Here is a 16,254-nt window from a genome sequence, read left to right as displayed (position 1 = left end):
TAACATAAAAAGAGGTCAAATGACCTCTTTCATAAAAACTAATTTGTACGGACTGGTGTGATCAGTTGGATAAAATCAATTTCTTCTGTATTTGGAACAAGGGTAAAGGGACGGACTGGTGAAATAAAGCTGATCTTGATTTGTTCACTATTAGCTGCTTTTAGGGCATCAATCAGATAGGTTGGATTAAAGCTGATGACCAAGTCCTCTCCTGTCACTTCTAACGTATCTAATTCTTCGTTTACCCGACCAACTTCTGGTGAATACACGTGAGCTGACACTTGACCGCCTGTAATTTCCAGTTTTACGGTACCATTTTGAGTGGCATTTGATAGCAAACGAGCCCGCTCCATAGCTTGACGGAGTTTTGCAGTATCAAAAATAGCTGTTGTATTAAATTCTGTCGGAATCAAACGGTCAGTATCAGGATAGGTTCCTTCAAGCAAACGAGTATAGAAACTGATATGCTCGCTTCTAAAGAGCATTTGGTTGTTTGAGAAGAACACTTCTACCGTCTCAATATCATCTGTGAAAACAGTGACAAATTCACGTAGAGAACGGCTCGGAATGACCACATTGAAGTTATCCCCAGATTTATCCAAGGTTAATTTACGTTGGCTCATCCGATGAGAGTCTGTCGCAACTGTTTTCAAGTACTTATTTTCTGTAAGAACAAAGTGAACACCTGTCAAGATTGGACGGCTTTCTTGGGTTGAAGCTGCAAAGGCTGTCTCGTTAATGGTCTCTTTCAAGACGCTGGTTTTGAGAATAAGCGGTTCAGCAGTTGACACTTCCTGCAAGCGAGGATATTGTTCTGCCTCTTTTCCTTTCAAGGTAATTTCTGATTTACCACTGGTTAAAACGATTTGTTGCTGCTCAATTTCACGGACATCTAAGACAATATCAGGTAGGCTTGAAACAACGTTGATAAAGAAAGAAGCTTCTAATAGGATAGAACCTGGCGAAGAAATCAACAAACCAGCATTTTCATCTTGAGTTGCAATGAAGTTTTCAATTGAAATTTGACCATTTGATCCAGTCAAGGTAATACCTTCAGTAGAGACTTCCATTTTTACAGTTGATAAGATAGGAATAGCATTTTTACTACTGATTGCCCGCTTGGTAATGGTAAGAGCTTGTAAAAATACAGTTTTATTGATAGAAAATTGAATCATGGATTCTCCTTTATTTATATATTATAAGATTAGTAGTAATAATAGGCTCTGTGTATTCTGTGGAAAACAGCCTGATAGCGCGTGTTTCTTTGAAAAACACGATGTGCATAGCTTGTGGAAAACTGTGGATGTTTCTCACAAGTTATCCTCATACTCGTCAAAAATCAAATTCTGATATAGAGTATCAGTTTCGAATTTTGTTTTTGATAGTGGTTAGTTCAATTTCGAGATTTTCATCGTCTGAGAGCATATTTTTGATTTTATTATGCGCGTGCATGACAGTTGTATGGTCGCGATTGCCAAATTCTTTCCCGATTTTTGGGAGAGAATTGTCGGTCATTTCACGTGCAAGATACATAGCCACCTGTCTAGCATGGACAATATTTTGAACACGTTTTGCCCCTTTGATTTCTTTGAGGCTAACCCCGTAAAATTCTCCTACTTCATGCTGAATGGTCTCAATCGCAATAACCGTATTGATAGGGTTTGTCTGTTTTCGAGCTCGAATAGCTTCTGCTGCGACATCAACGGTAATTTCAGTCAGATGTTTCACACTAGCTAATAGATGAATATCTTTTAAGGCGCCTTCTAGGTCGCGGACATTGGAATCAAACTGCCCTGCTAGATAAGAGAGAGTATCGTCTGTAAAGTCATAAGGATATTCTTCACATTTATTGCGCAAAATGGCGATACGCGTTTCTAAATCTGGCGGTGTAATATCCGTTGTTAATCCCCATTTAAAGCGCGTTACAATCCGTTCTTCCAGATTATCCAAATAGTCAGGATTACGGTCACTGGTTAAGACGATTTGCTTATTTTTATCGTAAAGTGCATTAAAAGTATGGAAAAATTCTTCCTGAGTAGAGGCCTTGTTTCGTAAAAATTGAATATCATCAATGAGTAGAAAATCTAAATTCCGATAGATTTCTTTGAATTGTTCCATCTTATTTAAGCGAAGATGATCTAGAAAGTCATTGATAAAGGTTTCTGTTGAAACATACTTGATACGGGCATTTGGATTATTTTCTAAAGCCTTATTTCCAATTGCATTTAAGAGATGGGTCTTTCCTAAACCAGGTCCCCCATAGATAAATAGAGGATTATAGTAAATTCCTGGATTATCAGCAACCCCTAAAGCCCCAGCCTTTGCCATCTGATTATTAATTCCTTGGACAAAATTTGCAAAGGTATACTGAGGTTTGATATCTGGGTGAGGAGATTGTTCTTCTTGCAGTTGCGCTACTGGCTTACTGACTATAGCTTGTTCAGGGGTATCTGTGGTAAATTGATAGTCAATAGCAATTTGGCTATCAAAGATTTCGAATCCCGCAGTGATGAGAATATCTTTTAAATTTTGATCCCAAAAGAGCTGTTTATAAGGGCTGTCTAAGAATATCTGTGCTCGGTTTGAAGCGATATCTAGTAATTGGGCATTTTCAACGTAAAAATCGTAGGCTCCTTGGTTGAGCTTGGCTTTAGCCAGCTGAAGAACCCTGCTCCAAAATGTTTGCTTCTGGTCCACTTTTCCCCCTCTCTTTCTATTTGATTTGGTCTTACTAGTGTATCATAAAAGAATAAAGTTTTCCACAACTTTATTCTTTTTCCACACGGTTTATAATAGTTTTCCACAAGTTGTGTATAATATGGGAAATTGCTTGTTTTTCTAAAGGATTGTATAAGTTTTTAGTGTGAATAACTCTGTTCATCAATTAATTGTTTCCACACTAGTTTATAATGGTGTGGATAATTCGTTCGAATTCTTCAGCATTTTTAAAAGAAATGGATAGGGTGCCACTGCCATTTTTTTTCTGTTGAATATCAACAACTGTTCCCAATAGTTGCTGGAGATTTTCTTCTGCTTCTTTGACAAAGAGATTTTTGCTAGGTTGAATTGTTTTTGTTTTTTTGGTGGATAGGGCTGCTTCTAAAGCGCGGACACTCAGTTCTTTTTCAAGAATAGTATGGAGCCACTGCTCTTGCTCTTTTGCCTGATAAGGAATTAGGAGTCTAGCGTGTCCTTGTGATAGTCTTCCTTCTTCCACTGCTTGAATCAAGGGAGCGGATAGCTGCAATAGGCGCAGAATATTTGTGATATAAGGTCGTGATTTGCCCATGATTTGTGCAATTTCATCGTGGGTCAAGCCTTTTTCAATCAAGCGCTGATAAGATGTCGCTTCTTCAATCGGATTAAGGTCAGATCGTTGCAGATTTTCAATAATAGCTTGAGAGAGCAAGTCATCATCAGACAAGTCTTTGATGACCACAGGAATAGAAGTCAAACCTGCCAATTGGCTGGCTCGAAGTCTCCTCTCTCCTGCTAGTAATTCGTAGCCAATAATGGCTGATTTTCGGACAATCAAGGGCTGAATTAAACCATTTTCTTTAATCGATAGGGCCAGTTCTTCTAACTTTTCTTGATCAAAATGAATCCGTGGTTGATAAGGATTAGGGCTGATGTCAGTGATTGCAATATAACGTAGTTCTTCCATACGTCCATCTTAGCAAAAAAAAGCTCACTTTACAATGACGTAAAGTGAGTCATTATCTAGTTTGAAAGGTCTTCTGTTGAATTGGTCAACTTGATGTTAATTGTGTTTTCTTTTCCGTGGCGAGAATAGGTAATGGAAATGGTGTCACTAACGGTATGTTTATACAGGGCACTTTGCAGGTCGCTGATGCTTTCAACCGTTTCACCGTCAATCTTGGTAATGACGTCGTACTGCTCTAATTGACCGTCTGCTGGTAGGCCTTTTTGAGTAGAAAGAACGACGATACCAGCTTTTAAGCCATCATCTTCAATACCTGCTTTTTGGCGTTGTGTAGTCGAAAGATTGCTTAAATTAGCCATTTTAATTCCTAGCGCTGGACGGATAACTTTCCCATTTTTCTCTAGTTGATTGATGATATTGACCGCATCGTTTGCTGGAATAGCAAATCCCATTCCCTCTACCGCCACTCCTGATGTTGAATTGGAACTAGAGGTAATTTTACTCGAAGTGATTCCAATGACCTGTCCCTGGATATTGATAAGAGGCCCACCTGAATTACCAGGATTGATGGCTGTATCGGTTTGAATGGCATTGGTTGAAATAGTCTGACCGTCTTCTGCTTTTGAAGTAACTGTACGGCTGAGACTAGAAACGATTCCTTGGGTCACAGTATTGGCGTAGATACTGCCGAGCGGACTACCAATGGCAATGGCTGTTTCTCCGACTTTAATCTTATCTGAGTCTGCAAATTCTGCGACTGTCTTTACCTTATCAGCTGCGATTTTAATTACGGCAATATCTGCGTAAGTATCTGATCCAATCAACTCTCCTTCTACTTTTTCACCTGAAGCCAGTTGGATATCGATTTTTTCAGCTCCTGCAATGACGTGCGTATTGGTGACAAGATAGGCAAATTTGTCTGTTTTTTTGTAAATAACTCCAGAACCTTCTCCAGCAACGGCTAAATCATCTGAATTGCCCTGTTCTTCCAAAATAGAACGATAACTATTATCACGTGGTGTTTGATAGTTAATAACAGATACTACTGCATTTTGAGCCTTCTCAACCGCTGTTGTTGTGGAATTTTCATTATTGTACTGTACCTTGCTAACCGTGGTTTGCTCATTATCCTTTTTGGTTTCAACAACTTTTGCTGGTTGCTTGGTTGTTTGAAATACGGTAGCGGCTAAGGCTCCTGATAATCCTCCAGCAAATCCAAGTACAAGTATGAGTAGATATTTTATGATTTTTTTCATACAGATGTTTTCCTCCGACATTTTGGTTTATCGTAACCTTATTTTCTTAATTATAACTTAAAACCAGAAAAAAGCAATCCACAGGTTGTGGATAACTTAGAAAAAAACTGTTAAAGCAGGCTATTACTAAACATTTCCCAGTTACATTTAGAGTGAATATGATACAATAATAGTATGAAAATAAAAATTATCACAGTTGGAAAATTAAAGGAAAAATACCTCAAGGATGGGATTGCTGAATACGTCAAACGCTTGAGTCGTTTTGCAAAAATCGAAATGATTGAATTAGCTGATGAAAAGACACCTGATAAGGCCAGTCTAGCTGAAAATGAGGCTATTTTAAAAAAAGAATCTGAACGCATTTTAGCAAAAATCAACGAACGTGAATATGTGATTGCTTTAGCGATTGAAGGGCGGCAATTTGCCTCAGAGGATTTCAGTCAGTTAGTGTCAGATACCATGGTCAAGGGCTATTCTGATATTGGCTTTGTCATTGGTGGTAGTTTAGGCTTGCATGAGATGGTAAAAAAACGAGCCAATCTTTTGATGAGTTTTGGACTCCTTACCCTCCCCCACCAATTGATGCGTTTGGTTTTGGTTGAGCAAATCTATCGATCCTTTATGATTCAACAAGGAAGTCCTTACCATAAATAGTTTCACGTGAAACGTAGGAGTAATATGTCAATAAACAAGGAATATCAAGTATTTGAAGGGTTACGAATTGCAACGGCTTTGACTTTTATCAGCGGTTATCTAAACGCTTTTACCTATGTTACTCAGGGAGGTCGATTTGCAGGGATTCAATCAGGTAATATTATCATGTTATCTTATTACTTAGCAAAAGGTGAAATATCACAGGTATTTAGCTTTCTAAACCCTATTTTTTTCTTTGTATTGGGACAATTTATTGTCTATCTCTTGAAGCGGAAATTGAAAAAAAAATCGGTGGATATGGCATTTTTGCAGTAGCTTGTTGATGACTGCTTTCATCATTCTGGCAATTGTGATTTCTCCTTTTGTAGGTCCATTTTTAACCATGGCGACCCTAGCTTTTGTAGCCTCTATTCAAATTGGAACCTTTCAGAAACTACGAGGTGCTCCCTATGCCAATGTCATGATGACTGGAAATTTAAAAAATGCAGCCTACCTATGCTTTAAAGGTTGGAGAGAAAATGATAAGGTTCTTCGTAAAAGGGGACAGGAAACGATTCTGATTTTAGCTAGTTTTAGCGTTGGTGTAATTGTTTCAACGCTTCTCTCGTTTAGATTCTTAGAGTATTCATTGGCGTATGTCCTCATTCCGGCCTTATATGTTAATTATGAATTATGGAGAGAAAAAAGCCTAGCATAGAAGCTAGGCTTTATCAGATGATTCCAGCAGGATTCGAACCTGCGACCGTTCGCTTAGAAGGCGAATGCTCTATCCAGCTGAGCTATGGAACCGCTCAGTAACCATCTTATTTTATCGTAAACAAGACAGAATGTCAAGATATAGAAAAAAGCAACACGACAAAGAGGCGGAACAAAAAAGATTTTGATTTTTGAGATTCTCTATGATCAAATCTTCAAATTGATACATTAGATACAAAAAGCGAATAAAACAGAATTCGGAGAGGTAGAAAACTAGTTTTGTTCGCTTTTTATATTTAGGGTTGGACTTTTGTCTCAGCCTCTTTATCGTGAAAAAGCAAAAAAATAGCTTGACAAAGAGATAAGGTCTATATTATACTAGATAGTGCTTGAATGGTCCGTTGGTCAAGGGGTTAAGACACCGCCTTTTCACGGCGGTAACACGGGTTCGAATCCCGTACGGACTATTTTATCCGCCATAGCTCAGTTGGTAGTAGCGCATGACTGTTAATCATGATGTCGTAGGTTCGAGTCCTACTGGCGGAGTAAGAGTGATTCCCTGATTGTTTTAGGGGATTTTTTTATTATGTAAAAAAGCGGGGAATTATTCCACCGCCTTTTTACTTGTTATGATACTTATTCGCTTTTTGGTGCGCATCCTGTTGTAGAAACTAAAGAGTAAGATTCCTATTCCAAAACAAGAAATCCCAATCACAAATCCTTGTGGAATAAAGGAGAGTACAATTCTTCCACTGCCTTTTGTGACATCTACTTTTATGAAGCCATTCTGCGCTTTTGTAATCGGTAAAGCCTTGCCATCTTGGCTGGCAGACCAGCCCTTGTCATAGGGGAGAGTTAGCAGCAATGAAGCATCCGTATCAGATGTATAGTCGACAGTAATCTTGTTTCCTTTTGTTTTTACCTGTACTTCTTGACTCCTTAGTTTATCCATGGCTACTTGATAAGCAACTGTATCCAGTCGATAAAATTGCGGTTTATCAAATGAGACTTGGGAATTATTAGGGAAGCTCATTGTTAAGGTCACAACTTGTTCATCTTCAAAATTTCCTGCATCAAAAAGTGAGAAGGTATTATCAAGGGTAAAGTTTTTCGTGACATTATTGACAGTAAACTGCACGTTCTTACTAGTATCACTTGTAAAATTGATATTTGGAATGTTGACATATAATTGTGTATGAGCAGGGACCAGTAGTGAATACCGAATGCGAGGTGTCTCATCTTCTTCCGTTTTAGAAACAGTTACACGATTCGTTAATTCAGATCCATTCTCAATATTGGAAGGTTCTAAGCTGTAGTAATACTGTAAATCAAGCCCAGCTAACTGGTTTAGGAAATGGGTTTGATTATCAAGTGTCAGATTAGAGAAGTTTACATCTTTGTAAACCTTACTTGTTAATACTGCTAAGGGAAGGGAATAGGCATTTTCATAGAGATAATAAGAGCCACTTGAATGGATTGGAGAAAATCCGAATTTAGACAGGTCACCTTCTACTAAATTATACTGGACAGCAAAGAGACTATCTGCCAGAATGGTATTATTTTGATAGCGTAAATTCAAATTTGTACCGTCAGAACGAAAACCTAATTTATCTAAAGTGGAGCTTGAAGCGCGATTCCGAATGGAAGAAAATTGAGAGATACCATTGTAATTGTATTTCATGCCATCATTTCCTGTTTGAGGAAAGTTTCGCTCAGTTCGATAAAATGTTTCATTGGTAGATTTTGCATACTTTACAATGTTGTCAATATCTGTCAAGTTGCGCTCGTAACTCTCACGACTTGGGAAGTGCCATTCAGCAGACAAACCGTCAACTAGAAAGTTGGTATTCAATCCAAGTTCAAAGAGGACGAACAATAGGCTGACACATGAAAATACCTTTAGATTTATTCGCTTTTTACTGATGGCAAATAGAAGAATTCCGTAGGCTATTAAAAATTCAAAGGATAGTAAAAAATGGATAGGTGTCAGAAATTCATAATGATTGAAGGCAAAAAATGTTGCTCCAAATCCACCCAGTAAGAAGAGAATAGGAGGGAGATAGTTACGGAAACGAATAGCTCTCAATCGTGTCAATGTCTCTGCAGCCATGTAAATGATGACTAATGGGAAAATCCAGGCATAGCGGTGTAGAAACATGTTGGGTGCGTGCATTCCCTGCCAAAAAAGATCAAGTGGCTGGAGATAAAAACTAGCAACGATGAAGGCAAGTAGAACACCATAGCTGACTTTCACTTGCCATTTAATCGATTTTATAGTGAAGAAAATAAGGGTAAAGAGTAGGGGAAAAATTCCTACATAAATCATAGGAATAGCACCAAACTTCGTTGTATCATAGCTTCCAACTAAATTTTTAGCAAAAATATCCAAATACCAAGAGTTTTCTGTCTGTAAGTTGACAATCTTTGTCAACCTTTCCCCATGTATTTTTAAATCTAGATAGGTCGGTAGGAGCATAATCATGCTGGAGAGCCCTGCTAATAGTGACACAACTGTAAAGTCAACAAAAGATCTGATTCTTTCCTTAAAATTCCAAGATACCTGGACAAGAAACCAAAGGGCTAAAAACAAGGCCATCATATATCCAAAATAATAATTTTGAATAAACAAAAAAGTCAGACTGACGAAGTAGAGTACCCTTCCTTTTTTTTCGATAATCCGGTGTAGTCCAAGGAGGATAAGTGGCACCAGAATAAAGGTATCCAACCAAGTGTTGATTTCCAGTTGGCTGGTCGAAAAACTCATCAAGGAAAAAGAAGTGGCTAATAGTAGAGCTAGTACAGGCTGCAATTTTTTATAGATAGTAGAGAGACTAAGGTAAGTTGACAGTCCTGTCAAGCCAAATTTCAGAAGTGTAAAGAGATAGAGGGCATCTGGCATGCTTTTTAAATTAAAAAAGTAGGTCAAGGGAGATAAGATAGAGCCCAAATAATAAGAAGATAAGGCATAAAAATTTAAGCCTAATCCACTCGTAAAGGTATAGAATAAGGAGCCGTCGCCGTGTAAAGTATTTCGCAATACTTGGTTAAAAATGACATACTGGTGGAAGGCATCGCTTGCTAAAATCGTGGTCTCACTTCCCCACCAAATTCCTTTTATGGCTAAGATACTAGCGATGATAAGGATAGGTAGTAGGAAAGAGGCGGCTAAAAATAGGTATTTTGAGTGTTTTTTGAACATAATGCTTATTTTTCTATTTGCAAGAAAAGGCGAATCAGATCGCCTTTTTCTTTTAATCTTTCCAAAGTTCTTTTACTTTTGCTTGTACTTCTTGATTTTCCAAGAATTCATCGTAGGTTTCATCGATACGGTCAATGACCCCATTTTTTGAGATAACAATAATATGATTGGCGAGGGTTTGAATGAATTCATGGTCGTGGCTGGCAAAGATGATAGATTCCTTGAAGGCCTTCAGTCCGTCATTCAAGCTAGAGATAGATTCCAAGTCTAAGTGATTGGTTGGGTCATCGAGTACAAGGACATTTGATTTGAGAAGCATGAGTTTTGAAAGCATCACGCGCACCTTTTCTCCTCCTGAAAGGACATTGACAGGCTTGTTCACCTCGTCACCAGAAAAGAGCATACGTCCTAAGAATCCACGCAAGAAAGTATTGTCATCTTCTTCCTTACTTGCAAACTGACGGAGCCAGTCGAGAATGGATTCATCACTTGCAAAATCGCGACTATTATCTTTCGGTAGGTAAGATTGACTAGTTGTCACACCCCATTTGATAGTTCCTTCGTATTCGATATCTCCCATAAGGGCACGAATCAGCGCTGTTGTCTGAATATCATTTTGACCGATAAGGGCTGTCTTGTCACCTGGACGAAGAATAAAGCTGATATTGTCCAAAATCACTTCCCCGTCAATGGTTACTTTCAAGTTTTCAACGGTGACTAAATCATTTCCGATTTCCCGCTCAGCCTTGAAATTGATAAATGGGTATTTACGGCTAGAGGGAATGATTTCTTCCAATTCAATCTTGTCGAGCATCTTCTTACGGGAAGTCGCTTGTTTAGATTTTGAAGCGTTGGCAGAAAAGCGGGCAACGAATTCTTGCAATTCCTTGATTTTTTCTTCTGCCTTGGCATTGCGGTCAGCTTGCAATTTAGCAGCCAATTCGCTTGATTGTTTCCAGAAGTCATAGTTTCCAACAAAGATTTTGATTTTGCCAAAGTCTAGGTCAGCCATGTGGGTACATACTTTGTTGAGAAAATGGCGGTCGTGGGACACGACAATGACTGTATTTTCAAAGTCAATCAAAAAGTCTTCGAGCCAGTTAATGGATTGAATATCAAGACCGTTGGTCGGCTCGTCTAGGAGCAAGACATCTGGTTTGCCAAAAAGAGCCTTGGCTAAGAGAACTTTCACCTTTTCCCCATTGGTCAATTCGCTCATGTTTTGGTAGTGAAGATCCTCTGCAATATTTAGATTTTGCAAGAGTTGAGAGGCTTCACTTTCTGCTTCCCAGCCACCCAATTCCGCAAATTCCCCTTCAAGTTCAGCTGCACGAACGCCGTCTTCATCTGAAAAGTCTTCCTTCATGTAAATGGCGTCTTTTTCTTTCATGATGCTGTAAAGTTGTTCATTTCCCATGATAACAACATCAATCACGCGTTCTTCTTCGTAGTCAAAGTGATTTTGGCGCAGAACAGATAAGCGCTCATCTGGACCAAGGGAAATATGACCAGTCGTTGGTTCAATATCACCCGCTAAAATTTTCAGGAAGGTTGATTTTCCGGCACCATTGGCTCCAATCAAGCCGTAGGTGTTCCCTGCTGTAAACTTAATGTTGACATCGTCAAATAATTTTCGATCGCTAAAACGAAGCGATACATCTGATACTGTAAGCAATACAATTCTCCTATTTCTATGATTAGTCTTATTCTACTCTAAAAAAGATGATTTTTCAATTGAAACTACATTGGAATGAGAATATCTTTCTCTAAATTTGGATGTATCTTTTGTAAACTAAAGCCTCTTCCCCTTACTTGGGTGGCAGGCATGACGACAATAAAGGCTGTTTCATCGATAGCAAGGATATTCGTTTCTAACTTTTGATATTCGAGACGGGAAACAGTTGTCATCAGCATGCGATTTTCCTGACCTGTAAAGCCACCGATCATGGGAAGTTCTGTTACACCACGGTCAGCAACCCTTGTGATGTAGTCCTTGATTTTCGCATGGTGTCTCGAAATAATCATGATATTCCTTGAGGAGTCCGCTCCTGCCATGACGAGGTTGACAAGGTAGGTAATGGAGAGTAAAGCAATGATGGAGTACATAACTGTGTCTGCGTCAAAGGCGACAAATCCAAGCCCTACGACAATCCCGTCTACAAACGCCATGCTGGTCCCAAGTGGAATGGGTGTGTATTTTTCAAATAGCTGAACAATGATACCAGTACCACCCGTTGATGAATGTCCGATGAAGACAAGTCCTAAACCAAATCCAAGAATAGCACCTCCAAAGATTGCTGCTAGAAGCGTATTGTGTGTCAAGGTTGGTAAAACTGCTGTCAACTTGATAAAAATTGGGTAAATCCAGGCGCCGTAAACAGTTTTAATGAAGACTTCCTTACCCAAGCAGAAAAAACAAAGGAGCAAAAGGGGAATGTTGGCATAGAGCACAAAGTTAGAGGTGTTCCAACCAAATAAGGCGTTCATGCTAATCGCAAGCCCTCCAACTCCTCCAGAAGCAATATGATTTTCAACAAGCATACTGTTAAATGCAACAGCAGAAATAAATGCTCCGATTGTAACGAGAGCAAAATCTTTTAGTTTTTGTTTCATATAGGTATCCTATCTGTTAATGTTCAGCTTCTATTATCCCTAATTCTAATCCTACCGTCAAGTTAAGAATGGCTTGACTTTCTATTTTTTAGGGTATATAATTGAAAAGAATCAGAAAAGTAGTGAATTAGCTATTTTTAGAGAGCCTGTAGTCGGTGAAAACAGGTAATAGCGATTGATGAATGGGCTGATGGATTAAGAATCTGAAATCATAAAGATTCGGCTTGCAGGCCTTATATGCAAATGAGATGAGATGACTCATAAGTGAGGTGGCACCGTGTCTTTGACGCCCTCGCATGGCTTTTTGCTGTGCGTGGGTTTTATTTATGAACAAAAGGAGAATACCATGACAAAACCAATTATACAAAAATTAGGTTACTTTACATCACTTTACAGCTCCTTAACCCTTGATAATACTGACTTTTTAGAAAAACATATCTCCTTAGATTTCTATAGATTTTCCTAGAAAGTCCACAAAAATGTGAACAAAAAAAGAGCTTTACAGCTCCTTTACAACGAGTTCAGCAGGCAAGAAACTAGCGTAGTAATCAGCTACGCTTTTTTTTGATTGCTGAATAGGTCTAGTATAACATATATCACGCGCTACGTTCTAGTATTTTCTAGTAAATTGTGTATGGAAAAGCCCAATAATAAGGCATTTTTCTTTCATTTCAAAATTTCAAAAAGGGAAAAAATCGCACAGAAAAGGGCAGCGTTTTTAGTTCCGAACAATACCCACCCCGTTAAAAAATTGATGGGGTATTTACAAACATCAGAAAAAGCCCCTAAAATCACTTCTAACGGCTTTTAGTCTATCTATGGTAATTTTATCGGACAAGCTAAAAGAACGGCTGAAACCTAGCTTATTTTTAATCTGGTAACGTCTCAAGCACTCCGTTTCTGTATTGCTTGGCAAAATCAAGCAAGCCCTGATTCTTGATGTTTTGATACTCGGCAACCGTGATGTCTAAAGTCCTACACATTTGCCCCCTTGTTTTACGCTGTCCTATCTTTTGGCAGTACCAATTCACTAGAATAGCTCTACTCACATCATCTAACCTTGCCACAATATCATCAATTTCTTGTACAAGACTTTCAGCACATTGGGCAAATGCTCCACTTAAATTGGCCAACTTTTGAAAATTACGATAGTTCTTCAAAACTCGGTCAGCGTGCTTGGCAAGTTTTTTCTTGTTCGGCTCTACCATTTTCTTTTACTACTTTCCACATTCATTATTGACCTTTTTTCCCGCTCATGCTAATATTGTGATATCTCCTTTACTTTTCTAATTCTAAAGACATACTGTCAAATCCATATAGAGAGTGGCGTTTCAGCTACTCTTTTTTGTTTACTTGGCAAACCTTATCATCTTTCTTAGTTCATCAACTCTATTTTCTTTCGGATTTTTCGGCGTTGATAATACCGCTTCTTCTGTTCCAATATTTTATCTCGTTTAGCTTCGTAGCGCTGTTTATCCATTTGTCTACGACAATCCTTGCAACGGCTATCGAAACCTGTCTTACTGTTTTTCTTTTTAGGAAAGTTCGTTTCATTCAATTCTTTTTCTTGATGACACTTGATACACCTCTTTTTCATTTTTTTAGTCTCCTTTTTGTTTCTCGCACGCATGAAAAAATGTACAGTGACGGCGTGAACCTCGGAAATTACCATGGGGAGGGGAGTAGCCCCCTCTACCTAATAACACTTCAAGATTTTTAATTTTTCATCTCCTCACATAAAGAGAGTATTTTTTACTCTTTGAATGTAACATATCTTACATTCTGTTACGTTCGATACTATCTTTAAATTCCTAGTATTTCCAACGCTCTAAGCTCTTTCTTAAAAAATGAAAGTAACATTTTTTTGTTATGTTACTTTCGATAGAGTATCAACTCATTTTTTCAATTATTTTTTCAACTGTTTAGAAATTCCATTGATAAGACTTCTGTAACTATTCTTAGTCTTCTCACTGTATATATTATGCTTCCGTTCAAAGTCTTGTTCAATCTGTCTAGTAGTTTCTGCCTTTGCCTGTTCAATCTCTTCTTCACGCTTGACCACGTTTTTATTGTGCGACTTCTCTAAAGCTTGATAAAAAAGTTTCTGGTCTCTTCTTTGTTTATCGGCAGACTTTTTTCTGATTACTGCCATTTGTTCTCCGAAACGCCGCTCTTTTTCTTCTTGGTTTCTTGCAGCTCCTGCCTTTAGTTCATCGTACCAACTATAGGGGGTCTGCGCTTTGGGAGTTTGTTGGGTAGGGGTATTTTGACATTGGGTGGCGGATTTTTTTATAGCCTCCCCGAATTCTTTATAATACTGTTTCATCTCTTTATTCATAATGATACTCCCTGATGCATGATTTCCTTGATACGATCAAACGTGAGTGGGAAATATTTATCTGTATGTGGTTCCATATTAAGCAAATCCGAGTCAACATGCCCTATCTCCGTCTTGGTATATTCTTCCCTATCCTTGCTTATAATAACTTTTAAGATTTTTAAAACCTCACTACAGTCCTCATACTCTGCTCGTGCCTTCTCACGAATATTCTCTAGTTTTGGCAGAACGGACTTGGCTTCTGTAAAAAATCCTCTTTGTGTTTTCTTGTGCTGTTCATGTACTTCTTTGACCAACTGTCTATACTCATTAATTGGCATAAGTGGTTCTTGTGTCAGTTTATTCAATTGTTCCACAAGCATTTCTTTTGTATTTTGGGCAGTCCATAACTCGTCCTTGGCCTCGTTGTAGGCTTTGGCGTCTACGTCTTCTTGAGCTTTTAATAGCTTTTGTCTAGCTACAGCAATCTTAGTATCACTCTTTTCAATCTCTGATTGACAGTGTGCAATATCTACAAAATTTTGTTCTTTAAGTGCTGATAAGTCTTTTTTGATTTCTTGTAATGTTTTCACGTCTCTACTCCTTTATGTCAGTAATGTTTTAGTTTCAGATAGTGACATTTAAGGCTTATCTCTAGCCTGTACTTGATATTTCATATATTCCTTTCTAAGACAGAAAAAGAGACACGACAAAGAGATGTTAAAACTCAATTATCGTGCCTCTGGTTTTCCAGTCAGCTATATTTTTTCTTTTTGCCGTGTCTCAATTTGAACAATTTTACTATCTTGTACTGTAAAAATCAGACTGCCGTAGGCTGGCAATTTCTTCATACCTATTATATCATTTTCTTGAAAAATAACAAAATTATCATCTAAAAATGGCTGCAAGTTTTTGCTTTCTTTTTCCATATTTTACCCCATTTTTCTATCTATTGAATTTAACATATCTTAGATTGTGTTAAATTTGGAACACCCTATTTAATCCCTTACCTATCAAGGAATAATCGTATTTTCTTGTTTTTCAATTTACATTTTCTCGATATGTTAAATATATGACTAAAATCGTCTTACTTTACTTGTATTTTTTGATGTATCGCAGGCTTCAGCTATCCTCTCAAAAACACTGTTCAGATTGAGCCTGTGCTGATACGTGACCGATAGCTGACCCTTGCGGTAGGTAACCTGGTATTGCGGGTCTTTAAATGTACCGACCAGATAGCCGATAATGGCATGCTTACAAGCCAGCATATCTGCCACGAATTGAAATTCTCGGTAATAGTGCCGTACTGTCATGTTCATACTCCTTATTTATTTTTCTTGTAAGTATTTGCGATTCTCTCCAAGTTCTCGGTTAAGTCCCTATCTGCTTCATACTCCGCAACCAGTCGCCACCCTGTAGGTGGTTTAGTCATCGTGATTTCAACGTCTGGCTGGGGATATAAGCCGATAATGTAGCCCTGTATGCCTAGTTTGATTCTATCGATAGTGTCAAAGTTCTTAGCTCCCGTCTGATAGTGGTAGCGGTTCATTTTTACGTGTTTGTATGCCATGTGTTTTCTCCTTTTTGTAGTTTTGTAGGTGCTCCGAGTTTTTAGAAAGGGAGGTACCCTACGAAGGCTCTTTCTTACTCTCCCAAGGGATTTGGTTAGTTTTGTAGGTGATGTAGGGATAAATCAAGTAAACTAACTTTCTACAGAACAAGCCCCTGTTTCTAAGCTCTCTATATATTATTTATACTGTTTATATATCTACTTATTCTACAATATAGAGTAAAAGCCTTGATATACTTGACTTTTTCGATTGTAGGAATTTTGTAGAATATCTGTAGGGATTGT

The 16,254-nt window shown here is 38.2% G+C and carries 18 protein-coding genes, 3 tRNA genes and 1 other annotated feature; of the genes, 6 read left to right on the top strand and 15 right to left on the bottom strand.

The genetic code is table 11. The annotated features are described in order from the left end of the window. Positions 1–38: 38 nt before the first annotated feature. The 4 genes from dnaN to E4T82_RS06375 all read right to left on the bottom strand — a co-directional run bounded on the left by dnaN (position 39) and on the right by E4T82_RS06375 (position 4,920). Positions 39–1,175: a DNA polymerase III subunit beta gene (dnaN, locus tag E4T82_RS06390; RefSeq protein WP_075105097.1), complete on the bottom strand. Its 1,137-nt coding sequence runs from the start codon at positions 1,173–1,175 to the stop codon at positions 39–41. A 184-nt stretch (positions 1,176–1,359) separates the two neighbouring features. Further along, positions 1,360–2,697 carry a chromosomal replication initiator protein DnaA gene (dnaA, locus tag E4T82_RS06385; protein WP_135182024.1) on the bottom strand — a complete coding sequence of 446 codons (1,338 nt, stop codon included), beginning with the start codon at positions 2,695–2,697 and terminating at the stop codon, positions 1,360–1,362. Positions 2,698–2,899: 202 nt separating this feature from the next. Further along, positions 2,900–3,664 carry a ParB/RepB/Spo0J family partition protein gene (locus tag E4T82_RS06380; RefSeq protein ID WP_135182023.1) on the bottom strand — a complete coding sequence of 255 codons (765 nt, stop codon included), beginning with the start codon at positions 3,662–3,664 and terminating at the stop codon, positions 2,900–2,902. Positions 3,665–3,720: 56 nt separating this feature from the next. Beyond that, complete coding sequence (locus tag E4T82_RS06375) at positions 3,721–4,920, bottom strand: S1C family serine protease (protein ID WP_135182022.1); 1,200 nt, start codon at positions 4,918–4,920, stop codon at positions 3,721–3,723. Positions 4,921–5,094: 174 nt separating this feature from the next. Between E4T82_RS06375 and rlmH the strand changes: the two genes are divergently transcribed. Genes rlmH through E4T82_RS12960 form a run of 3 tightly spaced genes read left to right on the top strand, consistent with a single transcriptional unit; the run spans position 5,095 to position 6,271 of the window. Beyond that, a complete protein-coding gene (gene rlmH, locus E4T82_RS06370) occupies positions 5,095–5,574 on the top strand; it encodes a 23S rRNA (pseudouridine(1915)-N(3))-methyltransferase RlmH (protein ID WP_135182021.1) in 480 nt (159 codons plus the stop codon). 24 nt (positions 5,575–5,598) lie between these two features. Continuing rightward, positions 5,599–5,889: a DUF1275 family protein gene (locus E4T82_RS12965; RefSeq protein WP_265588311.1), complete on the top strand. Its 291-nt coding sequence runs from the start codon at positions 5,599–5,601 to the stop codon at positions 5,887–5,889. A gap of 7 nt (positions 5,890–5,896) precedes the next feature. Then, positions 5,897–6,271 carry a DUF1275 family protein gene (locus tag E4T82_RS12960; protein WP_265588310.1) on the top strand — a complete coding sequence of 125 codons (375 nt, stop codon included), beginning with the start codon at positions 5,897–5,899 and terminating at the stop codon, positions 6,269–6,271. 18 nt (positions 6,272–6,289) lie between these two features. Here E4T82_RS12960 and E4T82_RS06360 read toward each other — a convergent pair. After that, positions 6,290–6,363, bottom strand: a tRNA-Arg gene (locus E4T82_RS06360). A gap of 302 nt (positions 6,364–6,665) precedes the next feature. Here E4T82_RS06360 and E4T82_RS06355 point away from each other — a divergent pair. Together E4T82_RS06355 and E4T82_RS06350 are read left to right on the top strand one after the other, a co-directional pair. Then, positions 6,666–6,737, top strand: a tRNA-Glu gene (locus E4T82_RS06355). Between the two features lie 5 nt (positions 6,738–6,742). Continuing rightward, positions 6,743–6,816 (top strand) — tRNA-Asn (locus E4T82_RS06350). Positions 6,817–6,874: 58 nt separating this feature from the next. Here E4T82_RS06350 and E4T82_RS06345 read toward each other — a convergent pair. The 3 genes from E4T82_RS06345 to E4T82_RS06335 form a co-directional block, all read right to left on the bottom strand. Beyond that, entirely contained in the window at positions 6,875–9,469 is a 2,595-nt protein-coding gene (locus E4T82_RS06345) for a YfhO family protein (protein ID WP_135182020.1), read from the bottom strand. Between the two features lie 52 nt (positions 9,470–9,521). After that, positions 9,522–11,144: an ATP-binding cassette domain-containing protein gene (locus tag E4T82_RS06340; protein ID WP_135182019.1), complete on the bottom strand. Its 1,623-nt coding sequence runs from the start codon at positions 11,142–11,144 to the stop codon at positions 9,522–9,524. Between the two features lie 65 nt (positions 11,145–11,209). Then, positions 11,210–12,082 (bottom strand): YitT family protein, encoded by an 873-nt coding sequence (locus tag E4T82_RS06335; protein ID WP_135182018.1) that lies wholly within the window; start codon positions 12,080–12,082, stop codon positions 11,210–11,212. Between the two features lie 97 nt (positions 12,083–12,179). Next, positions 12,180–12,379: a binding site (T-box leader), on the top strand. A 337-nt stretch (positions 12,380–12,716) separates the two neighbouring features. On the opposite strand from E4T82_RS06335, the gene E4T82_RS12505 reads away from it, so the two are divergent. Further along, complete coding sequence (locus tag E4T82_RS12505; protein WP_167753582.1) at positions 12,717–12,893, top strand: hypothetical protein; 177 nt, start codon at positions 12,717–12,719, stop codon at positions 12,891–12,893. Positions 12,894–12,951: 58 nt separating this feature from the next. Here E4T82_RS12505 and E4T82_RS06330 read toward each other — a convergent pair whose 3' ends face one another. From E4T82_RS06330 to E4T82_RS06300, 7 genes are all read right to left on the bottom strand, one after another. After that, on the bottom strand, positions 12,952–13,290 hold the full coding sequence (locus E4T82_RS06330) for a hypothetical protein (RefSeq protein ID WP_135182017.1): 339 nt from the start codon (positions 13,288–13,290) through the stop codon (positions 12,952–12,954). Between the two features lie 167 nt (positions 13,291–13,457). Then, on the bottom strand, positions 13,458–13,679 hold the full coding sequence (locus tag E4T82_RS06325; protein WP_135182016.1) for a hypothetical protein: 222 nt from the start codon (positions 13,677–13,679) through the stop codon (positions 13,458–13,460). Between the two features lie 309 nt (positions 13,680–13,988). Further along, the gene (locus E4T82_RS06320) at positions 13,989–14,420 is read right to left on the bottom strand and encodes a hypothetical protein (RefSeq protein ID WP_135182015.1); all 432 of its coding nucleotides are present in this window, start codon (positions 14,418–14,420) and stop codon (positions 13,989–13,991) included. After that, entirely contained in the window at positions 14,417–14,992 is a 576-nt protein-coding gene (locus tag E4T82_RS06315) for a hypothetical protein (protein ID WP_135182014.1), read from the bottom strand. Before E4T82_RS06315 ends, E4T82_RS06320 begins: the two co-directional genes overlap by 4 nt. A gap of 165 nt (positions 14,993–15,157) precedes the next feature. Further along, a complete protein-coding gene (locus tag E4T82_RS06310; RefSeq protein ID WP_135182013.1) occupies positions 15,158–15,328 on the bottom strand; it encodes a DUF2292 domain-containing protein in 171 nt (56 codons plus the stop codon). 147 nt (positions 15,329–15,475) lie between these two features. Next, positions 15,476–15,712: a hypothetical protein gene (locus tag E4T82_RS06305; protein ID WP_135182012.1), complete on the bottom strand. Its 237-nt coding sequence runs from the start codon at positions 15,710–15,712 to the stop codon at positions 15,476–15,478. Positions 15,713–15,723: 11 nt separating this feature from the next. Continuing rightward, a complete protein-coding gene (locus tag E4T82_RS06300) occupies positions 15,724–15,969 on the bottom strand; it encodes a hypothetical protein (RefSeq protein WP_135182011.1) in 246 nt (81 codons plus the stop codon). Between the last annotated feature and the right edge of the window lie 285 nt (positions 15,970–16,254).

This window comes from Streptococcus cuniculi (genome assembly GCF_004570575.1).
GTDB lineage: Bacteria > Bacillota > Bacilli > Lactobacillales > Streptococcaceae > Streptococcus > Streptococcus cuniculi_A.
Note: the sequence above shows the minus strand (reverse complement) of the source record. Positions and strands in the feature narration are given on the sequence as shown.